18 protein-coding genes are annotated in these 17460 nt (G+C 59.4%); 9 read left to right on the forward strand and 9 right to left on the reverse strand.

The window, feature by feature from the left end; translation table 11 throughout:
• Positions 1 to 167 precede the first annotated feature (167 nt).
• Together ACP3TY_RS04385 and ACP3TY_RS04390 are read left to right on the forward strand one after the other, a co-directional pair.
• Positions 168 to 1502, forward strand: a complete 1335-nt coding sequence (locus ACP3TY_RS04385; RefSeq protein ID WP_053122793.1) for a dicarboxylate/amino acid:cation symporter — start codon at positions 168 to 170, stop codon at positions 1500 to 1502.
• A gap of 269 nt (positions 1503 to 1771) precedes the next feature.
• Positions 1772 to 2953, forward strand: a complete 1182-nt coding sequence (locus ACP3TY_RS04390; protein WP_426619307.1) for a CaiB/BaiF CoA transferase family protein — start codon at positions 1772 to 1774, stop codon at positions 2951 to 2953.
• 110 nt (positions 2954 to 3063) lie between these two features.
• Here ACP3TY_RS04390 and ACP3TY_RS04395 read toward each other — a convergent pair whose 3' ends face one another.
• On the reverse strand, positions 3064 to 3558 hold the full coding sequence (locus ACP3TY_RS04395; RefSeq protein WP_053122789.1) for a SprT family zinc-dependent metalloprotease: 495 nt from the start codon (positions 3556 to 3558) through the stop codon (positions 3064 to 3066).
• A 128-nt stretch (positions 3559 to 3686) separates the two neighbouring features.
• Positions 3687 to 4289 (reverse strand): Yip1 family protein, encoded by a 603-nt coding sequence (locus ACP3TY_RS04400; RefSeq protein WP_053122787.1) that lies wholly within the window; start codon positions 4287 to 4289, stop codon positions 3687 to 3689.
• A gap of 560 nt (positions 4290 to 4849) precedes the next feature.
• Between ACP3TY_RS04400 and ACP3TY_RS04405 the strand changes: the two genes are divergently transcribed.
• The 3 genes from ACP3TY_RS04405 (at position 4850) to ACP3TY_RS04415 (ending at position 7533) form a co-directional block, all read left to right on the forward strand.
• A complete protein-coding gene (locus ACP3TY_RS04405; protein WP_426617800.1) occupies positions 4850 to 5845 on the forward strand; it encodes an IS110 family transposase in 996 nt (331 codons plus the stop codon).
• Between the two features lie 120 nt (positions 5846 to 5965).
• The gene (gene ttcA, locus ACP3TY_RS04410; protein ID WP_038367448.1) at positions 5966 to 6790 is read left to right on the forward strand and encodes a tRNA 2-thiocytidine(32) synthetase TtcA; all 825 of its coding nucleotides are present in this window, start codon (positions 5966 to 5968) and stop codon (positions 6788 to 6790) included.
• Positions 6791 to 6858: 68 nt separating this feature from the next.
• Positions 6859 to 7533: a DNA-3-methyladenine glycosylase I gene (locus ACP3TY_RS04415; RefSeq protein WP_426619308.1), complete on the forward strand. Its 675-nt coding sequence runs from the start codon at positions 6859 to 6861 to the stop codon at positions 7531 to 7533.
• Positions 7534 to 7620: 87 nt separating this feature from the next.
• Here the strand turns inward: ACP3TY_RS04415 and ACP3TY_RS04420 are convergent, their stop codons facing one another.
• Genes ACP3TY_RS04420 through arsC form a run of 3 tightly spaced genes read right to left on the reverse strand, consistent with a single transcriptional unit; the run spans position 7621 to position 8995 of the window.
• Entirely contained in the window at positions 7621 to 8046 is a 426-nt protein-coding gene (locus ACP3TY_RS04420) for a DUF2069 domain-containing protein (protein ID WP_426619309.1), read from the reverse strand.
• Positions 8047 to 8048: 2 nt separating this feature from the next.
• The gene (wrbA, locus tag ACP3TY_RS04425; protein WP_053122780.1) at positions 8049 to 8645 is read right to left on the reverse strand and encodes an NAD(P)H:quinone oxidoreductase; all 597 of its coding nucleotides are present in this window, start codon (positions 8643 to 8645) and stop codon (positions 8049 to 8051) included.
• On the reverse strand, positions 8642 to 8995 hold the full coding sequence (arsC, locus tag ACP3TY_RS04430; RefSeq protein WP_053122778.1) for an arsenate reductase (glutaredoxin): 354 nt from the start codon (positions 8993 to 8995) through the stop codon (positions 8642 to 8644). Before arsC ends, wrbA begins: the two co-directional genes overlap by 4 nt.
• 113 nt (positions 8996 to 9108) lie before the next feature.
• Here arsC and ACP3TY_RS04435 point away from each other — a divergent pair, with 113 nt between their 5' ends.
• Positions 9109 to 9576, forward strand: coding sequence for a TlpA disulfide reductase family protein (locus ACP3TY_RS04435; RefSeq protein WP_159814989.1), 468 nt, complete (start codon positions 9109 to 9111; stop codon positions 9574 to 9576).
• Between the two features lie 138 nt (positions 9577 to 9714).
• Here ACP3TY_RS04435 and ACP3TY_RS04440 read toward each other — a convergent pair whose 3' ends face one another.
• Positions 9715 to 10119 carry an META domain-containing protein gene (locus tag ACP3TY_RS04440; protein WP_053122774.1) on the reverse strand — a complete coding sequence of 135 codons (405 nt, stop codon included), beginning with the start codon at positions 10117 to 10119 and terminating at the stop codon, positions 9715 to 9717.
• Positions 10119 to 10553 carry a hypothetical protein gene (locus ACP3TY_RS04445; protein ID WP_038367468.1) on the reverse strand — a complete coding sequence of 145 codons (435 nt, stop codon included), beginning with the start codon at positions 10551 to 10553 and terminating at the stop codon, positions 10119 to 10121. Before ACP3TY_RS04445 ends, ACP3TY_RS04440 begins: the two co-directional genes overlap by 1 nt.
• Positions 10554 to 10686: 133 nt before the next feature.
• On the opposite strand from ACP3TY_RS04445, the gene ACP3TY_RS04450 reads away from it, so the two are divergent.
• Positions 10687 to 11142, forward strand: a complete 456-nt coding sequence (locus ACP3TY_RS04450) for a hypothetical protein (protein WP_426619310.1) — start codon at positions 10687 to 10689, stop codon at positions 11140 to 11142.
• A gap of 3 nt (positions 11143 to 11145) precedes the next feature.
• On the opposite strand, the gene ACP3TY_RS04455 is transcribed toward ACP3TY_RS04450, so the two are convergent.
• Together ACP3TY_RS04455 and ACP3TY_RS04460 are read right to left on the reverse strand one after the other, a co-directional pair.
• Entirely contained in the window at positions 11146 to 12135 is a 990-nt protein-coding gene (locus ACP3TY_RS04455; RefSeq protein WP_426619311.1) for a 2-hydroxyacid dehydrogenase, read from the reverse strand.
• An 82-nt stretch (positions 12136 to 12217) separates the two neighbouring features.
• Positions 12218 to 14971: a response regulator gene (locus tag ACP3TY_RS04460; protein WP_053123306.1), complete on the reverse strand. Its 2754-nt coding sequence runs from the start codon at positions 14969 to 14971 to the stop codon at positions 12218 to 12220.
• 219 nt (positions 14972 to 15190) lie between these two features.
• Here ACP3TY_RS04460 and ACP3TY_RS04465 point away from each other — a divergent pair, with 219 nt between their 5' ends.
• A complete protein-coding gene (locus ACP3TY_RS04465; protein WP_426619312.1) occupies positions 15191 to 15913 on the forward strand; it encodes a response regulator transcription factor in 723 nt (240 codons plus the stop codon).
• On the forward strand, positions 15900 to 17324 hold the full coding sequence (locus ACP3TY_RS04470; protein ID WP_426619313.1) for a histidine kinase sensor domain-containing protein: 1425 nt from the start codon (positions 15900 to 15902) through the stop codon (positions 17322 to 17324). Before ACP3TY_RS04465 ends, ACP3TY_RS04470 begins: the two co-directional genes overlap by 14 nt.
• Positions 17325 to 17460 lie beyond the last annotated feature (136 nt).

A 17460-nucleotide genomic window follows, 5' to 3' on the forward strand; every position in this document is an offset into this window, starting at 1 on the left:
CACCAAAGTGGCACGGCGTTTGCGATAAGAGCGACAGAAGCGTGCGTTTATCCCGCCCGGAAAACGCCGCTCCAACAACAAATCCCTCCAGTGCAGGAGGGTTCGCAATTCAGGTTTCGCGGCGTAACAGATGGATGTTGCACGCGGGGCTCTTGAGGAAACTTGCAATGACGACTCGTCAGCCACTGTACAAATCCCTGTATTTCCAGGTGATCATCGCGATCATCATCGGTATCGCGCTTGGTCATTACTACCCGCAGTTCGGCGTGGCGGTAAAGCCGCTGGGTGACGGGTTTATCAAACTGATCAAAATGATCATCGCTCCGATCATCTTCTGCACCGTGGTCAGCGGCATCGCTGGCATGCAAAGCATGAAATCGGTCGGCAAGACCGGTGGTTACGCGCTTCTGTACTTCGAAATCGTTTCGACCATCGCTCTGCTGGTTGGTCTGGTTGTGGTCAACATCGTGCAGCCGGGCAACGGCATGCACATCGACGTTGCCACCCTCGACGCTTCGAAAGTCGCTTCCTATGTCGCGGCGGGCGCTGACCAAAGCGTTGTCGGCTTCCTCCTCAACGTGATCCCGACCACCATCGTCGGCGCGTTCGCCACCGGTGACATCCTGCAAGTGCTGATGTTCTCGGTGATCTTCGGCTTCGCCCTGCATCGCCTGGGTGACTACGGCCGTCCGATCCTCGACTTCATCGATCGCTTCGCCCACGTGATGTTCAACATCATCAACATGATCATGAAGCTCGCGCCAATCGGTGCCTTCGGTGCCATGGCCTTCACCATCGGCGCTTACGGCGTGGGTTCGCTGGTGCAGCTGGGTCAACTGATGATCTGCTTCTACATCACTTGCCTGCTGTTCGTGTTGATCGTGCTTGGCGGTATCGCCCGCATGCACGGTTTCAGCGTGCTGAAGATGATCCGTTACATCCGTGAAGAGCTGCTGATCGTACTCGGCACTTCGTCGTCGGAATCGGTATTGCCACGCATGCTGATCAAGATGGAGCGTCTGGGCGCGAAGAAATCGGTAGTGGGTCTGGTGATCCCGACCGGTTACTCGTTCAACCTCGACGGCACCGCGATCTACCTGACCATGGCCGCCGTGTTTATTGCTCAGGCAACCGACACGCACATGGACATCACGCACCAGATCACTCTGCTGGTGGTGTTGCTGCTGTCCTCCAAAGGCGCAGCCGGTGTGACCGGTTCGGGCTTCATCGTGCTGGCCGCGACTCTGTCGGCGGTAGGTCACTTGCCGGTGGCCGGTCTGGCGCTGATCCTCGGTATCGACCGCTTCATGTCCGAAGCACGCGCACTGACCAACCTGGTGGGCAACGCCGTTGCGACCATCGTGGTTGCCAAGTGGGTGAAAGAGCTGGACACCGACGTACTGCAATCCGAGCTGGCTTCGGGCGGTCGCGGTATCGCTGATACCCGCCCTGAAGATGATCTGGGTGTGGCTGAAGGCCCAACCCCGAGCAGCGTCAAGTAACACCTTGTAGTAAGGGGCTTAACTGTGGCGAGGGAGCTTGCTCCCGCTGGACTGCGCAGCAGGCCCCGGCTTTTTTATTTAGAACGGGGGGCCGCTACGCGACCCAGCGGGAGCAAGCTCCCTCGCCACAGATGGACTGAAAAACCTGCTTTGGCAGGTTTTTTATTGCCTGCGATTTGAGCGTAACGGTCACACCCGCTGACATATCCGGTGATTGCTGCTTCGGCAATGGCTGCCTAGGCTGAGTGCATCGCCCAAGGAGTTCGCCCATGTCTGCACCGCTGGCCTCACTGAAAATCCTCGATTTCTCCACGCTGTTGCCGGGGCCGTTCGCGTCGCTGTTGCTGGCGGACATGGGCGCCGCGGTGCTGCGTATCGAATCGCCGACGCGCATGGATCTGCTGCGCGTATTACCGCCGCACGATGGCGGGATGTCTGCCAGTCACGCCTATCTCAATCGCAATAAGCGCAGTCTGGCGCTGGATCTCAAGCAGCCCGAAGCACTGGACGTGGTCAAGCAATTGCTGGCGGATCACGACATCGTTTTGGAACAGTTTCGTCCCGGCGTGATGGAGCGATTGGGCCTGGGTTATGAAGCGTTGAAGGCGATCAATCCGAAGCTGATCTATGTGTCGATCACCGGTTACGGCCAGACCGGCCCGTACAAGGATCGCGCCGGTCATGACATCAACTATCTCGCCCTCGCCGGGCTCTCCAGCTACACCGGTCGCGCCGACAGCGGGCCGTTGCCGTTGGGTATGCAGGTGGCGGATGTCGCCGGTGGTTCGTTGCACGGGGTGATCGGTTTACTCGCAGCGGTGATTGCGCGTCAGCAAACGGGGCAGGGTACCCATCTGGACGTGAGCATGACCGATTGCGCATTCAGCCTGAATGCCATGGCCGGCGCCGGTTATCTCGCTTGCGGCGAAGAGCCGGGCTGGGAAGACCAGATGCTCAATGGCGGCAGCTTTTACGACTATTACCGTTCGCGGGATGGGCGCTGGATGTCGGTCGGCAGTCTGGAGCCGGCGTTCATGCAGCAGCTGTGTACGGCGCTGGGCCGGCCGGAGTTGGCGGCGCAAGGCTTGTCGCCGAAACCTGCACAGCAGCGGGCGCTGAAGGAAGCATTGAAGATCGAGTTCGAACGGCATGACTTTGCTGAACTGTGCGAACTGTTTGCCGGGATCGATGCGTGTGTCGAACCGGTGTTGAATTTGAGTGAGGCGGTGCGGCATCCGCAGTTGCAGGCGCGCGAACTGGTGACGCAAGTGCCGCGCGGGGATGGCACGACGCAGGCGCAGATGGCGTGTCCATTGAAGTTTTCCGAGGATTTACCGGCGCCACGGCATGTGGGGGCGGTGTTGGGGCAGCATACGGATGAGGTGTTGGGGGAGTTGGGGTTTAGTCCTGAGCGAATTGCAGAATTGCGCTCTGTCAAAGTCGTTCTTTAGTGCCTGTGCCGGCCTCATCGCGAGCAGGCTCACTCCTACAATTGGAATGCATTTCACCTGTAGGAGTGAGCCTGCTCGCGATGGGGCCAGAACAGACAACACAAATCTGACTATTCCACCCGCATCTCACCACTGAACACCAACGTATTCCGGCAACTACGACACAAATACCGCCGCCCCTGCCGCACCAGGCTATGCCGCTGCGCCGAAAACGGAAAATCACTGTCCACGCACGGGCATTTGTAGATATAGCGGGTAACGCTGCGACGTTTAATGGCGTAGGTGTGGCAGCGATCCGGCGGCAGTTCGTAAACCCCGCGCATGATCAGTTGCCATTCCTCGCCGTGCGGCTGAATGCGGTCGCCAAACAACTGATGGGCGATCAGGTGCGCAACTTCGTGGGCCACGGTTTGTTTGAGGAAATGTTCGGTGTTTTCCCGGTACAGCTGCGGATTGAAGCGCAGCAGGTTCTCGTGCAAATGCGCGACACCGGCTTTTTGCCCGCGCAGCTTGAGACTGACGACAGGGCGTTGGAAGTGACGTTTGAAAAAGGATTCAGCGAGTTGGTAACAGTCTTCGACGCGGGTATTGAGTTGCTCGGGCATGCTTGATGGATCTCCAGAGACGTCGAGTATGCCGCAACCCTGGGGACTTGCGAATCGTCGAGCTGCCGAATGGTCGTCCGGCAAACGACAAGGCCGCCTCGCGGCGGCCTTTATGAACAAGACGTTTGCTAGTTGGTGTATACGGGCCCTACGCCCAGCCCCCAGACGATCACGGTAAACGCCATGATGGCGACCAGCACCACTAGACCCACCGCCAGCACTGAGCTTGAGAACAGGAAACCTTCATCCGACGGAATATTCATGAACGTCGGCAGCCCCACGTACAGCAGATAAACCGTGTAACAGATGGCCGCCGTGCCGACGATCATCCCCAGCCACATATGCGGATACAGCGCCGCCAGTCCGCCGACAAACAACGGTGTTGCGGTGTAAGTGGCGAATGCGACACAACGGGCCAGACTCGGGTTGGCGTCGTACGTACGCGCCATCCAGTGCACGAAAGCGCCCATGACCGCGACGCCGCCGAGCATCGCCAGGTACGACATGACGGTCATCCAGATCGCGCTTTCAACGGTGAGCATCACCGGTGCGCGGTTGCCGATCACCCAGCCGACCTGAGTGGTGCCGATAAACGCCGAAATGGCGGGGATCGCCGCCAGAATCAGCGTGTGCGTCAGGTACATGTGGCTGATGCTTTCCTCTTGGTCGCCACGGATTTCCTTCCATTCCTGATCGGGGTGGGTAAAAAGTCCCACTACGTGATGGATCATGCCAGTCACTCCTCTTGTTATTGCCATCGCCCCCCAACGGAGCGCCTACGGGCCAATGAGGCCGAGCAAAGTCAGGTCATGGATGTGTGCGACCTTATGTCGCAGTATAGAAAGGACTTAACCTCACAGGTATTAGGGGCTTAGAGCAAATCGCGCTGTAAACTCGGGGCTTAATCGCCGTACAGTCTTGAGTGATCGAACTTCCGATCCTGTAGGAGCTGCCGAAGGCTGCGATCTTTTGATCTTGTTTTAAAAATCCAAATCAAAAGATCGCAGCCTTCGGCAGCTCCTTGTATGTTGCCCTCACACCAGTCAATTGAGATCTAGGCTCACTGGTGCGGACATACGAAGATGTTTTTCTGGGGGAGACCGATCGCTCCTAAAGGCAGGACTTGCTCCTGACCTTGTCTGTAGAGAGGTCCCCCCGCCTCATTGCCCACCACGAAGAGTATCGAGAAGCCGACGAGTCGGACTTCGCATTACAAGGTTGCAGTGGCATGAAGTTCGAGGTCAGGGGAACCAGGAAGCATTTTTAACCCAGTTCACTCGGAGTTGAAAGCATGAGCATGCATGTCGGTTTGGATGTGGGGTCTCGCACGACCGCCATGGGTTGGCGTAACGACGGTCGTTTTGCAGGCGCCTGCAACATCGACCAAACACCCGCAGGGCGTAAGGCGGCGATCAACAAGTTGCTCGAACTCAAGCCTTTATCCGTGGTGATGGAAGCCACCGGCATCTATTACCTGGATTTGGCCATGGAGCTCGCTGCGGCGGGTTTGCCCGTTTCGGTTATCAATCCGAAGAGCTTTCATAACTTCGCCAAGCTGATGCTGAAAAACAGCAAAACCGATGCAATCGATGCCCAATTGCTAGCTGAATACGGCGAGCGCATGAGCCCAAGATTGTGGACTCCACCTACAGCCATACAGCTGGAGTTGCGGGCTATCGGAAGGCATATCAATCGTCTGACATGTCATCGCACCCGAGCCAAGAACGAGCTGCATGCGCTGAAGGCTACTCAAACAACCCTGACGATGTTGATTGAAGACGAAGAAGAAGCCATTGAGGCCTTCGACAAGCGAATCGAGCGTTTCAGGCTCGCAGGCCGGGCACTGATCGACAATTGCCCGACGTTAAGCGCCCAGTTCGGGCACATGATCGCAGCGCCGGGGATGGGCGAAATTTCAGTATTTGCGGCACTGGCTGAATTGACGACTTTGCCGGTGACGCTTAAATCCGCGCAGGTCAGCCGACATGCAGGACTCGATGTGCGGCTTACGCAATCAGGTACCAGCATCGATAAACCTGGGCGGATAAGTAAGGGCGGAAACGCCTACCTACGCTCAGCGATGTATATGCCAGCGCTGACCGCCATTCGTTGCGACAGCAACGTGAAAGCCTTTTACGAAGCGCTGATCGGGCGAGGAAAGAGAAAGATGCAGGCGATCGTCGCCGTCATGCGCAAATACCTGACCGGTCTGTGGGCTTGCATGCAAGCCGGAGAAGATTTCGATACGGCCAAGCTTTTTAGCGCAAAAGACCTCGCAAAAGCTTGACCGTAAACAGAGTATCTACATGATTATGCATTTCAGAATGCGGCCGGTCGGTATGCTTCGCCCACGCGAGGTTTTTGCGTAAAATGCCGGCCTTTCGTCACACCTCACGGATTTCGCGTCATGGGCACTCTTACGGTCAACCAGAACAAACTGCAAAAGCGCCTGCGCCGCCTGGCCGGCGAAGCGGTTGCTGACTTCAACATGATTGAAGACGGCGACAAGGTCATGGTCTGCCTGTCCGGGGGCAAGGACAGCTACACCATGCTCGACGTGCTGCTGCACCTGCAGAAGGTTGCACCGATCAAGTTCGAGATCGTCGCGGTGAACATGGATCAAAAGCAGCCGGGCTTCCCCGAGCACGTGCTGCCGGCCTATCTGAAAGAACTGGGCGTCGAATACCACATCGTCGAGAAAGACACCTACTCGGTGGTCAAGGAACTGATTCCGGAAGGCAAGACCACTTGCTCGCTGTGTTCACGTCTGCGTCGCGGCACGCTGTACACCTTTGCTGACGAAATCGGCGCGACCAAGATGGCCCTCGGTCATCACCGCGACGACATCGTCGAGACGTTCTTCCTCAACATGTTCTTCAACGGTTCGCTGAAAGCCATGCCACCCAAGCTGCGCGCCGATGACGGCCGCAACGTGGTGATCCGTCCGCTGGCGTACTGCAACGAGAAAGACATTCAGGCCTATTCGGATCTCAAAGAATTCCCGATCATCCCGTGCAACCTCTGTGGTTCGCAGGAAAACCTGCAGCGTCAGGTGGTCAAGGAAATGCTCCTGGACTGGGAACGCAAGACACCCGGTCGAACGGAAAGCATCTTCCGCAGTCTGCAGAATGTCATCCCGTCGCAACTGGCCGACCGCAACCTGTTCGACTTCACCAGCCTGAAGATCGACGAAACTGCGGCTTCGCGCTTCGTGAACGTCGTCAATCTGTAAACCCATTTGCACTTGTAGGAGCAAGCTCTGCTCCTACAGTTTTTTTATTCAATTCACCAGGAGAGGGCATGCGCGATTACAAGTGGCTGCACGAATACTGTCTGAACCGCTTCGGTTCGGCGGCTGAACTGGAAGCCCATCTGCCCGTTCCCAAGACTCCCGCACAACTGCGCAAAATCAGCGACGACCGCTACCTTTCGACCATGGCCCTGCGCGTGTTCCGTGCCGGCCTCAAGCACAGTCTGGTCGACGCCAAGTGGCCGGCCTTCGAAGAAGTGTTCTTCAAGTTCGATCCGGAAAAAGTCGTGCTGATGAGCGCCGAACACCTCGAACGCCTGATGCAGGATGCGCGGATCATCCGCCACCTCGGCAAGCTGAAAAGCGTGCCGCGCAATGCACAGTTCATTCTCGATGTGGAAAAGGACAAGGGCAGTTTCGGCGCACTGATCGCCGACTGGCCGGTGACCGATATCGTCGGCCTGTGGACGTATCTGAAAAAGCACGGCCATCAACTCGGCGGGCTGTCAGCGCCACGGTTTTTGCGCATGATTGGCAAGGATACTTTTGTGCCGAGCTACGACGTGGTCGCGGCGCTGAATGCGCAGAAGATCGTCGACAAAGTGCCGACCAGCCAGCGTGATCTGGCGATTGTGCAGAATGTCTTCAATCAGTGGCATGAAGAGAGTGGCGGACGGCCGATGAGCCAGATTTCGATGATGCTTGCTTACACCGTCAACCATTGAATCGCTAAAAGATCGCAGCCTTCGGCAGCTCCTACAGGGAAATGCATTCCAAATGTAGGAGCTGCCGAAGGCTGCGATCTTTTTCCATCAGGCGACGCTGATCTCGCCTTCACCCGCCAACTTGCGATTCAACTGATACCGCCACCGCACATACAGCAGCGCGGAGCAGAACACCGCCAGACTCGCGACCATCTCCAGCACGCCAAACAACTGCCGGTTGGGGTCATACGCCGCCAGTGCGCCTTTGATGAAATACAGATTCACCACAAAACACATCCACGAATGACCACGGGCGCTGCCCATGATCATCGCCGGGGCGAGAACCAGCCACGGGATCAGCTCGACCAGCAGAATCACCCACGGCCGCGCGCCGTGCAGATCGGCGAAGATCAGATAGTACGCAGCGAGCAACCCGGCCAAGGCAAAAAAGCTCAGCAGACTGATCACCCGCATCGCTTTCACGCGCGGCTCAAGCCACTCGACCGAGGGCAGGACTTTCGCCTTCTTCGCCACCGTCAGCCCTCCAGTTTCTGCGCAGTCTTGGCCAGACGATGGCCGAGCGCACGGCACAGCGCGACTTCGTGCTGATCCAGACCCTTTTTGCCGTCCGCCCCAGCATGATGACTGGCGCCGTATGGCGTGCCGCCGCCCTGGGTTTCCAGCAGTGCCGATTCGCTGTACGGCAGACCGGTGATGAGCATGCCGTGGTGCAGCAGTGGCAGCATCATCGACAGCAGCGTGGTTTCCTGTCCGCCGTGCAAACTGGCGGTGGAAGTGAACACGCCGGCCGGTTTGCCAACGAGAGCGCCGGTCAGCCACAGGTTGCTGGTGCCATCGAGGAAGTATTTCAGCGGCGCGGCCATGTTGCCGAAACGCGTCGGACTACCGAGGGCCAGGCCGGCGCAGTTTTTCAGATCATCCAGCGTGGCGTAGAGCGCGCCTTCGTCCGGAATGCTTGGCGCAACGGCTTCGCACTCGGTGGAGATCGCCGGCACGGTGCGCAAACGCGCTTCGAGGCCAGCCTGCTCGACACCGCGAGCAATCTGCCGCGCCATCTCGTTGGTCGAGCCATTGCGGCTGTAATACAACACCAGAATGTACGGCGCGCTCACGGCAGCAACTCCAGCACATTTTCCGGCGGACGACCGATCACGGCTTTGTCGCCGACTTCAAGAATCGGTCGCTCCATCAGTTTCGGATGCTGGGCGATGGCGTCGATCAATTGCGCTTCGCTGAGGCTTTCATCCGCCAGTTGAAGCATTTTGTATTCATCTTCCCCGGTACGCAGCAACTGGCGTGCGCTGATCCCGAGCTTGCCGAGCAGGGCCTTGATTTGCGCCGCATTCAGCGGGGTTTCGAGGTAACGCACGACGTTTGGGCTCAGGCCGCGGGCTTCAATTAGTTCCAGCGCGCCGCGGGATTTCGAGCAGCGCGGATTGTGATAAAGCGTCAGATCGGTCATGGCGGGTCGCTTCTGGCGTAAAGTGGCGGCTATTCTAACTGTGCAGCGCGCAATCCAGAACCGTCAGAGGCGATGGGTCGCAGGCGCGTTTAAATTTTCACAAGGAACATGACATGACACGGCGATTGGCAGCGGCATTGACGATTATCGGGGCGTTGATGCTGGGGGGCTGCGGCAACGACTACGGCATCGACCAGAACGGGCAGAAAGTCGCGTCCGAGCGTCTGGACAAACAATGGGTAGTGCTTAACTACTGGGCCGAATGGTGCGGGCCGTGCCGAACGGAGATTCCGGAACTCAATCATCTGGCTGACGAGCTCAAGGGCAAGAACGTCGGCGTGTTCGGGGTTAACTTCGACAACGTGCAGGGCGCGGAGCTGAAAGAGGCCAGTGAAAAACTCGGTATCAAGTTCACCGTGCTGGCGCAGGATCCGGCGGAGTTGTTCGACGTGCCGCGCAGTGAAGCGCTGCCGGTGACGTACATCATCGACAACAAAGGCAAGGTGCGTGAACAGCTGATGGGCGAGCAGACGGCGGCGGGGGTGATGGCGAAGCTGGAGGCGTTGCAGGCTACTAAATAGGTTGTTGCCGGTCAGGCTCGTTCCCACGCCGGAGTGTGGGAACGATCAAAAGATCGCAGCCTTCGGCAGCTCCTACAGGGGGTACGCGGACTCATGTAGGAGCTGCCGAAGGCTGCGATCTTTTTTGCGGCTGAACAATCAACCCTCTTCCAGCCACCAACGCAAAGGCTTGCCTTCAGCCGGCCAGAAGCGCATCTGCTCGATCGGCGAGATGTCCCAGCGCTCGACATGTTCCAGCGCCTCGAGGAAACGTTGCTCCTGCTCCATCAACGCCGGCGCGCACAGTTTGCGGGTCTTGCCGATTTTGCCGAAGCTCAGCTTGTCGCCTTCCAGCGTGTACGGCGCGAACCAATGGTTGCAGCCGCCGTTGCCGTAAGCGCGACCATCCTCGCCGAGGGTCACGGTCAGATGGCTGTAATCCATCAATGGCCGTTCACCGATCCATTCCAGAATGTAGCTGCGGTTTTGTTGCAGTTGCACAGGCTCAGCCGCACAACCCACCAGACCAACACCGACCAACGCGGTCAGGGCAAAGCGTTTCATCACGCAGGCTCCTGGCATTTCGGGCACAGGTGCTTGTCGCCAACGGCTTTCCAGCCCAGCTCGGCGATACGCGCGGTGGCCGCCGGTTTCTCTGCGGTTTTGCCCAGCTTGGCGTCCACGGCGAACTCAAAGCTCAGCTCTTTGGCGCAGCTGTCGCAGTTGACCTGCCAGGTGTGGATCGCCAGTTCGCCGAACACCGGGCCGGTGGTCATCGCAGTCCATTGGCCCGGCGGATTGATCAGGTGGCGGACGGTTTCGACGGTCAGGCGCATGGACAAATCCTTGCTGCCTTTAAGGGTGACCAACAGCGCGTCACCGATGCGAATCGAACCACCGTTGCCGGTGACCTGATAGCGGCCCGGAACGAGGGCGCGGCATTCGGTGAGGGTGTGTTGCGGGTTCATCAGCGTGTAGCGGAAATCGTGTTCGACCATGGGTCCTCCAAATATGCGCGACATGCTAGCACGGGCTCGATTGCAGGATGATGCGCGCGTGCGACCTTCGATCCGGTTCAAATCGACCCGCACCCATGGCAAACTGCCGCCCTCGACTCTGAAGGAACGGAACATGGCGCTGATCGAATGTTATGAATGCAAGCGGAACATCAGTTCCGAAGCCTTGGTGTGCATTCATTGCGGGGCCCCGATGGCCGAGCAAGCGGCGCATGTGCAAGCGCAGGCCGCCGCTGCCCCCACGAAGGCCCCGACGATTTCTTTCGGCAGTCTGCCGCGCAACAAGGCTGTGCCGGAGGCCGTTGTCCCGCCCGCCGCTGAACCGCTACCGAAAGTGATGCCCGCCGCAGCAGGGCGCCGTCGTCGTCAGCAAGCGGCGCAACCGGTTCAACCGCAGATCAATGCCGATGGCAGCCGCCCGGTCGAAGGCTGGCTGAAGATCATGATCTTCCTGCTGCCGATGGTGTTTGTCTGGTTCTTGCTGCGCAACGGGCACTCGGCGAAACAACGGCTGTTCGGCTTCGGCTGGCTGGCCTTGCTGATTCTGGCGTCGTCGCTGTCGCCGAAATAACGGTCAGCCCTCGACCTGGTTCTGCGGCGAACCCGCCGCCCAGGTCGCGATGTTGTGCAGCGTGGTTGCCGCGATCGCGCCCAGTGCCTCGCGCGTGAGAAACGCCTGATGCGCGGTGATGATCACGTTAGGAAAGGTCAGCAATCGCGCCAGCACATCGTCCTGTAACGGCAAGTCCGAACGATCCTCGAAAAATAGCTGTGCCTCTTCCTCGTAAACATCCAGCCCCAGATAACCGAGTTGACCGTCCTTCAGTGCGTCGATCAGCGCTGGCGTGTCGACCAGTCCGCCGCGCCCGGTGTTGATCAGCATCGCGCCGGCCTGCATGTGCGCCAGTGACTCGCGGTTGATCAGGTGTTTGCTCTGCTCATTGAGCGGGCAGTGCAGGCTGATGATCCGCGACTGCGCGAGCAGCTCCGGCAAGCTCAGATAACGCGCGCCCAAAGCGACAACGTCCGGGTTTGGATACGGGTCGTAAGCGAGCAACTTGCAGCCGAAACCGTGCATGATTTTCGCGAAGGTCGCACCGATCTGTCCGGTGCCGACGATGCCCACCGTTTTGCCAACCAGATCAAACCCGGTCAGACCGTGCAGGGTGAAATCACCTTCGCGAGTGCGGTTGTAGGCGCGGTGCAGACGACGGTTGAGGGCGAGAATCAATGCCACCGCATGTTCAGCTACAGCATGCGGCGAATACGCGGGAACACGCACGACCGCCAGTCCTAAACGCTTGGCGGCAGGCAGATCGACATGGTTGTAACCCGCCGAACGCAAGGCAATCAGCCGCGTGCCACCAGCGGCGAGACGTTCCAGCACCGGCGCGCTGAGGTCGTCATTGATAAACGCGCAGACTACTTCGTGCTGATCGGCGAGGGCCGCTGTGTCGAGGCTGAGCCGGGCCGGTTGAAAATGCAGTTCGAGATCCGCCGGGCAGTCGGCGGCGAGGAAGCTGTCGCGGTCGTAGGTCTGGCTGCTGAAAACGATCGTGCGCATGAAATCCTCCTAGAGCATCGACGCGGGTTGAAACACCCGCGAGCACTTTAGCGGCAACAGCGGTAGGCGGTGTTGCGCTGGGTCAGGCGCTGATCTTCGCTTGCGTGGCCAGGCGATTGATCGAGCGTTCAAGTTCATCCAGCGCTGCCGAGGCCTTGGGGTCATCCTGCTTGAGCAGGGTTTCGCTGCGCTGACAGGCCGCGCGCAATTGCGGCACGCCGCAGTAACGGGTGGCGCCGTGCAAGCGATGCACGCGCTCAAGCAAAGCGTTTTGATCGTGGCTGTCGCGGGCCGTGCGAATCGCTTCACGGTCGGCTTCAAGCGAGGCCAGCAGCATCGCCAGCATGTCCGCCGCCAGATCGGCTTTGCCGGCGGCCAGACGCAAACCTTCGTCGTGATCGAGCACCGGCAATTCATGGTTGAGTGCAGCGCTGTCGCTGAGTCGATCCGGCGCCTGATTGCGCAAGGCCAGACCGGTCCACTTCAACACCACCTGCGCCAGTTGCCGCTCGCTGATCGGTTTGGTCAGGTAATCGTCCATGCCGCTTTGCAGTAGCGCGCGTTTTTCGTTGGCCATCGCGTGGGCGGTGAGGGCGACGATCGGCAGCGGCGTGCAATGCCGCTCGCTTTCCCACTGGCGAATGGTTTCGGTACTCTGACGCCCGTCCATGCCGGGCATCTGCACGTCCATCAGCACCAGATCGAAGGATTCCGTTTGCACGGCTTTGACAGCGGCGTAACCGCTCTCGACCGCGAGCACTTTGGCGCCCATGTCTTCGAGCAAGGTCTGCACCAGCAACAGGTTTGCCGGGTTGTCGTCGACGCACAGCACACGCGGCGCACGACTCGACAACGGCTCGCCCGGTTCGCTGCGCATCTGGCGCGGATTGACCAGATCGGACAAGGCCCGGCGCAACTTGCGCGTGCACGCCGGTTTCGCCTGCAACTGGCTGTGCGGGTTGGGCACCGACAGATGGAACAGCGTCTGCTCGGTGGTCGGGCACAGCACCAGTACTTTGCAGCCGAGGTGTTCGAGATCCCAGATGTGCTGGTTCAAACGCTCCGGCAGCATGTCGTTGCTGGTGATGCCGATGACCGCCAGATCAATCGCCTGATCGGTCTGATGCGCGCCGGTGACGCCATTGGTCAAGGTTTCGAGGGTATTGAACGGTGTGACGTCGAGGCCGCAATCTTCCAGTTGATGCTGCAAGGCCTGACGCGCCAGTTCGTGATTTTCCAGCACCGCCACGCGGCGCCCGAGCAGCGGCGCGGCGGGCAGGTCTTCGGCGTCGTCGCGGGTTTTTGGCAGGCTCAGGCTGATCCAGAATTCCGAACCTTCGCCCGGCGTGCTGTCGACGCCGATTTCGCCGCCCATCTGCTCGATCAAGCGTTTGGAAATCACCAGCCCCAACCCGGTGCCGCCGGGCTGGCGCGACAGCGAATTGTCGGCTTGGCTGAACGCTTGAAACAGTGCGCGCACGTCCTGATTCGACAGGCCGATGCCGGTGTCCTGAATGCTGATGCGCAGTTGCACGCTGTCTTCGTGCTCTTCTTCGAGCATGGCGCGGGCGACGATGGTGCCTTCGCGGGTGAACTTGATCGCGTTGCTGACCAGATTGGTGAGGATCTGCTTGAGGCGCAGCGGATCGCCGACCAGCGACAGCGGCGTGTCGCGATACACCAGACTGACCAGCTCCAATTGCTTGGCGTGCGCGGCTGGGGCGAGGATGGTCAGAGTGTCCTGCAACAGGTCGCGCAGGTTGAACGGAATATGGTCGAGCACCAGTTTGCCGGCCTCGATTTTCGAGAAGTCGAGGATCTCGTTGATGATGCCCAGCAGGCTGTCGGCGGATTTTTCGATGGTGCCCAGATAGTCGAGCTGACGCGGGGTCAGTTCGCTTTTCTGCAACAGATGCGTGAAGCCGAGAATGCCGTTGAGTGGCGTGCGGATCTCGTGGCTCATGTTGGCGAGGAATTCGGATTTGATCCGGCTCGCCTCCAGCGCTTCTTTGCGCGCCAGATCCAGTTCGATGTTCTGGATCTCGATGGTTTCCAGATTCTGGCGCACGTCTTCGGTGGCCTGATCGACGCTGTGCTGCAACTCTTCGCGGGCGTTCTGCAGGGTGCCGGCCATGCGATTGATGCCGGAAGCGAGTTCATCCAGTTCCTGACTGCCGAGCGGCGGCAGGCGGGTTTCCAGATGACCGTCCTTGAGTTGCGCGACGGCCTGTTTGATCTGGCCCAGCGGACGGTTGATGGTGCGGCCCATGCGCAGCGCCAGCAGCGCGGCACCGGCCAGACCGGCGACTATTAATAGAAGGCTGGCGAACAGGCTGCGATAACCGCGTAGCAACATGCCGTTGTGCGACAGCTCCAGTTCGACCCAGCCCAAGAGGCGGTCTGACTCTGCCGGGATCAGTTCACCGGCGAGGTTGCGATGCTTGCCGAACACCGGCATCAGGTAACGCGTCGCGTCATTGCCGCTGCGTCGTTGCAGTTGCGCGCTGTCGCCGCTCGGCGCCTGATTGAGCATGGTCGGGCCGGCGTGGGCCAGCGGCGAGCGATCCGGCGCTAGGAACGTCACCGCGCGCACGTCGGGTTGTTCAAGGGATTGCGTGGCGATGCGCTCCAGCAACTCATTGTTGCCGTGACCCATGGCGGGTGCGACCAGCGGGGCCAGTTGTTCGGCGATCATTTCGCCGCGCTGCATCAATTGGCTCTGCAAGTCGGACTGCTGCATCCAGGTGAAATAGCCACCCAGCACCAGCGCCATCAGGCTGGTCGGCAACAAGGTCAGCAACAACACGCGACCTTTGATTCCCAGTTTCTTGAGCACGCCTATCTCCTGCATCCCGCTGATCTGTTGACTCATGCGTGCATCCGGCACGCGACATTGGCGCAGTGTAGCGATTTGCTCGCGGGCAATCTCCGGAAAAATGGTGTCGCCATCGGTCAGCGTGTGGGTGCTCGTTTGTCCGAAGGGCTAACCATCAGTTGCCCGATGCCCGGCAATCTTGAATAATCGCCCTCAACTGAGAATGACTTGCAGATACTCATGACTCCTGTTTCCGTTGGCCAGCCACGCATACTTTCCATCGAGGACGATCCGGTACTCGGCGCCTATGTTCACGAACATCTGGGCCGCAGCGGCTTTCAGGTGACCTGGTGCCAGAACGGTCAGGAGGGCTTGAACATTGCCAAGCGCCAGCCGTTCGACGTGGTGCTGATGGATATTCTGCTGCCGGGCATGGATGGTTTGAACGTGCTGACGCAATTGCGCCAGAGCCATTCGACGCCGGTGCTGCTGATGTCGGCCCTGGGTGCCGAGGCCGATCGCATCAGCGGTTTCCGACTGGGCGCCGATGATTATCTGCCCAAGCCGTTCAGCATGGCCGAGCTGCATGTGCGCATCGAAGCGATCCTGCGCCGGGTCGCGCTGGATCGGCGTCCGGCGGCGAGTGCGCCTGCCGCGACGATCAGCGCGCTGCATTTTGACGATGAACAGTGCGACGTGTTTTTCCGCGATCAACCTGCCGGGCTGACCCGTAGCGAATTTCGTCTGCTGGAAACCCTCAACCGCAATGATGAAGAAGTGCTGAGCAAAGCCTTCCTTTATCAGCACGTTTTGCAACGCGGCTACGCGGCCCACGATCGCAGCCTCGACATGCACATCAGCCAGATCCGCCGCAAACTCAAAGCCATCGGTTACATCGAGCGGGAAGTGCGCACGGTGTGGGGCAAGGGTTATGTACTGAGCGGTGCCGATGAAACTGTCTGAACTGCCGGGCCGCCATTCGCTGTTCTGGAAACTCGCCTGTCTGCTGGTCGCCTTCTGTCTGCTGATGATCTGGCTGAGCTGGTCGTGGGGCCGCTATATGGAGGAGCGCAATCAGTTTCTCTCCGATGAGGCGCGCGGCACCTTAACGCGTTATGCCGGTGAGGCCGAACGTGCCTGGCAGCGCGGTGGTCGCAGCGGTATTGATGACTGGTTACAGAGCATGGAATTGCGCGAGGCCAGTTGGGTCGGCGTGATCGGCGGCAATTTGCAGTCGCTGAGCAACGACCCGCTGAACGATCAGGAAACCCAGCACCTGACCTTTTTGCGCGGCCTCGACTGGCCGATTCACAAACAGGGGCGGCCGTGGCTGCGCATTCCATTTCCCAAAGACCCGGCCGCTGGCAGTCTGGTGATCGAATTGCCCGAGCGTTTTCTGCCGGGCAAATATCGGGTGTTCTGGCGGGTGATCACCAACGGCGTGATTCCGGGACTGTTCACTTTGCTGTTGTGTGTCGGGTTGTATCGCTTGCTGGTGGTGCCGCTGAATAATTTGCGCGAACAGGCCAACGCCTGGCGTGCTGATCAATTGAATGTGCGGTTGTCGAGCGGGATTACCCAGCGCCCGGATGAGCTCGGCGAACTGGCAAGGGCGTTTGACTCGATGTCCGAACGCCTGCAATCCACCGTCGCCCTGCAACAGCAATTGCTCCGCGACCTGTCCCACGAATTGCGCACGCCGCTGAGCCGCCTGCGCGTGGCCAGCGAAAGTGAGCAAGGTCTGCCGCAATTGCGCGAGCGCATCGGGCGTGAAGTCGACGGCATGCAACGGCTGGTCGAAGACACCTTGCAACTGGCCTGGCTCGACACCGACCGCACGCCACTGCCGGACGAGGCGATCCAGATTCAGGCGCTGTGGGAAATGCTTACCGACAACGCCTGTTACGAAAGCGGCTGGCCGAGCCTGCAATTGCAGTGTTCGGTCGAGGCATCGTGCTGGGTGCGCGGCAATCTCAACACGCTGGCGCAGGCGCTGGAGAACATTTTGCGCAACGCCATTCGGCATTCGCCGGAAGGCGGGATCGTCCGGCTCGATGGACGGCGTGATGGTGATTACTGGCATTTGTGGCTGGAGGATCAGGGCGGTGGTGTGGCTGACGCGGATCTGCAGCGGATCTTTTTACCATTCACCCGACTGGATGGCTCGCGGCCCGGCGACGGAGGGTTTGGTTTGGGGCTGAGCATTGCGCGCAATGCGGTGCAGCGTCAGGGCGGGTTTATTTGGGCGGAGAATGGCGGGGTGGGGTTGCGGCTGAATTTGCGCTTGATGGCTGAAGGTGACATTGCGCCGACTGACGCATTCGCGAGCAGGCTCGCTCCCACATTGGATCTTTGTTCACCACGGATTGTGTAATCAACACTTCTAACTGTCAGCACTGTTGACACTAATTTTTTGAGCGACACCGTCCCCTGTGGGAGCGAGCCTGCTCGCGAAGAGGCCATTCTCATCGCTACAAATGAAACTGCCGAGCTTAAAACTCTCACCAGTG

Origin of the sequence: Pseudomonas rustica, assembly GCF_049959085.1 — a bacterium.
Taxonomy (GTDB): domain Bacteria; phylum Pseudomonadota; class Gammaproteobacteria; order Pseudomonadales; family Pseudomonadaceae; genus Aquipseudomonas; species Aquipseudomonas rustica.

Excerpts from the sequence above, each read along its gene's own strand:
- ttcA (WP_038367448.1), top strand. The coding sequence starts at position 5,966 with ATGGGCACTCTTACGGTCAACCAGAACAAACTGCAAAAGCGCCTGCGC.
- ACP3TY_RS04415 (WP_426619308.1), top strand. The coding sequence starts at position 6,859 with ATGCGCGATTACAAGTGGCTGCACGAATACTGTCTGAACCGCTTCGGT.
- arsC (WP_053122778.1), bottom strand. The coding sequence starts at position 8,995 with ATGACCGATCTGACGCTTTATCACAATCCGCGCTGCTCGAAATCCCGC.
- ACP3TY_RS04405 (WP_426617800.1), top strand. The coding sequence starts at position 4,850 with ATGAGCATGCATGTCGGTTTGGATGTGGGGTCTCGCACGACCGCCATG.
- ACP3TY_RS04445 (WP_038367468.1), bottom strand. The coding sequence starts at position 10,553 with ATGGTCGAACACGATTTCCGCTACACGCTGATGAACCCGCAACACACC.
- ACP3TY_RS04440 (WP_053122774.1), bottom strand. The coding sequence starts at position 10,119 with ATGAAACGCTTTGCCCTGACCGCGTTGGTCGGTGTTGGTCTGGTGGGT.
- ACP3TY_RS04465 (WP_426619312.1), top strand. The coding sequence starts at position 15,191 with ATGACTCCTGTTTCCGTTGGCCAGCCACGCATACTTTCCATCGAGGAC.
- ACP3TY_RS04400 (WP_053122787.1), bottom strand. The coding sequence starts at position 4,289 with ATGATCCATCACGTAGTGGGACTTTTTACCCACCCCGATCAGGAATGG.
- ACP3TY_RS04470 (WP_426619313.1), top strand. The coding sequence starts at position 15,900 with ATGAAACTGTCTGAACTGCCGGGCCGCCATTCGCTGTTCTGGAAACTC.
- ACP3TY_RS04435 (WP_159814989.1), top strand. The coding sequence starts at position 9,109 with ATGACACGGCGATTGGCAGCGGCATTGACGATTATCGGGGCGTTGATG.
- ACP3TY_RS04455 (WP_426619311.1), bottom strand. The coding sequence starts at position 12,135 with ATGCGCACGATCGTTTTCAGCAGCCAGACCTACGACCGCGACAGCTTC.
- ACP3TY_RS04450 (WP_426619310.1), top strand. The coding sequence starts at position 10,687 with ATGGCGCTGATCGAATGTTATGAATGCAAGCGGAACATCAGTTCCGAA.
- ACP3TY_RS04385 (WP_053122793.1), top strand. The coding sequence starts at position 168 with ATGACGACTCGTCAGCCACTGTACAAATCCCTGTATTTCCAGGTGATC.
- ACP3TY_RS04390 (WP_426619307.1), top strand. The coding sequence starts at position 1,772 with ATGTCTGCACCGCTGGCCTCACTGAAAATCCTCGATTTCTCCACGCTG.
- ACP3TY_RS04395 (WP_053122789.1), bottom strand. The coding sequence starts at position 3,558 with ATGCCCGAGCAACTCAATACCCGCGTCGAAGACTGTTACCAACTCGCT.